The 1658-nt window shown below is 72.6% G+C and carries 1 protein-coding gene; it reads right to left on the minus strand.

The window, feature by feature from the left end; all coding sequences use genetic code 11:
* Positions 1–169: 169 nt before the first annotated feature.
* Positions 170–1411 carry a GNAT family N-acetyltransferase gene (locus AB0C29_RS47230; protein WP_360834760.1) on the minus strand — a complete coding sequence of 414 codons (1242 nt, stop codon included), beginning with the start codon at positions 1409–1411 and terminating at the stop codon, positions 170–172.
* Between the last annotated feature and the right edge of the window lie 247 nt (positions 1412–1658).

Below are 1658 nucleotides of genomic sequence, written 5' to 3' on the forward strand. Positions count from 1 at the left end.
GCCGGCCCGCCGGTCACGGCCGGCCCGCCGGTCACGGCCGGCCGCGCCCCGGAGGACGGGTCGGCCGGCGTGGCGGGCGGGGTCGCGGCCGACGAGGAGGGACGCAAGCGACGGCGTCGACGTTCGGGTTCTTCGCCCATGACGCCGAACCTACCGTCGCCCGCCCCATTCAGAACACCTCGACGGGATTGGGCATCCGATGCCAGCCGAACGCGATGGAGGCCCGCCGCAGGCTCCCCGGCGTCAGCTCCCGGACCGTTCCCGCGGCACCCAGGGCAGCGAGTGACGTAGCTCCCAGATAGGCCGAGCCCAGCTCCAGCACCGTGCACGCCAAGTCGGCCGGGTCAGTCGTCGCGGTACAGGTGGCGCGACCGTCCGGGCCTGCCGTGAGCCGCCAGCGCCCGGTGTTCTGCTCCAGCAGCGGGTCCGTGACGTCCAGCACGAGGTCGACCGGGGCCGCGTACGTCCGCGCGGCCAGGGCTTTCGGCAGGTCGGTGATGCGGATCCAGAGACCGTCGGCCAGCGTGGTGCCGAGCCGGCGGGGCTCGTCGACCAGGTATTGCAGGGGTTCGTCCACGGCCGCGAAGCTGACCGACACCGAGCGGGCGAGGTCGATGGTGAGCAGGAAGTTCCACAGGGCGGCGTACGCGGCCGGATCGTCGGCCACCACCTCGCGCACCTGCACGTCGCTGTTCGGTCCGTGCCGTTCCCAGCGGCCCTTGGTGCGCCACAGCGCGTATCCCGTCGGGCCGTGCGGGGTCTCGTGCACCACACCGCGCAAACTGGTCGCGCCCTCGCGCTGGGACTCGATGTCGCTCAGCACGAAACGCCACCAGCGGTCGTCGCGGCTGGACCAGCCGGTGCGCTCCGGGCGTACCCGTTCGTAGACCTTGGCCAGCTCGGCGATCGCGTCCTTGGGGTCGACCAGGCGCAGCCGGTCGGCCGAGCCCGGTGCCAGTCCCGTCGGCGGCCGTAGCTCCCGCATCATGATCTGCATCTGCAGGCGCTGCGCCGCCGGTCCGTACCCGAAGCGCGGATAGATCTTGGTCTCGCTGGCCCAGAGGACCGCGATCGGCTCGCGGCCCGCGGCCGCGATCTCCCGCAGCTGGCGGTGCATCATCCGGGTGAGCAGCCCGCGGCGTTTGTGGGTCGGCGCGACGCCGACCAGCGTGACGTGGGCGGCCGGCAGGATCGTGCCGGGCACGGTCAACTCCCGGGTGTACGCGCCCGCGTGCCCGACGATGGTGCCGCCGTCCTCGGCGACCAGCGTGCGCTCGGGCTCGACGACCGATCCTTCGACGTCACGGGCCTCCGGGGTGACCTGCTCGTGGAAGGCGAAACTCAGCAGTTCGGAGACGGCCGGCCAGTCGTCGGCGTCGCCCGTCCTGATGGTGATCCCGGAGTCGTCCATGCTGATTGTGTAACGGACGGCGCGCGCGACGGCGACCTATTTGTTGGCTCGTTACTCTCGAAGCAGGGCGGCAACCGGCCGTACCGGGGAGGGGAACGATGCCTGAGCAACCGCAGTGGTCCGAGCGGACGCTCGACATGCCACCGCAGGATCCCTGGGCCAACCCGCCGACGGCCCCGGTGCCGTCGCGTCCGGCCGCCGGGCCGCCGACCCAGCCGAGCCAGCCCACCCGGCCGGTCCAGCCGAC

It is taken from the genome of Actinoplanes sp. NPDC048791 (genome assembly GCF_040650095.1).
In the GTDB taxonomy this organism is placed as follows: domain Bacteria; phylum Actinomycetota; class Actinomycetes; order Mycobacteriales; family Micromonosporaceae; genus Actinoplanes.

Excerpts from the sequence above, each read along its gene's own strand:
- AB0C29_RS47230 (WP_360834760.1), bottom strand. The coding sequence starts at position 1,411 with ATGGACGACTCCGGGATCACCATCAGGACGGGCGACGCCGACGACTGG.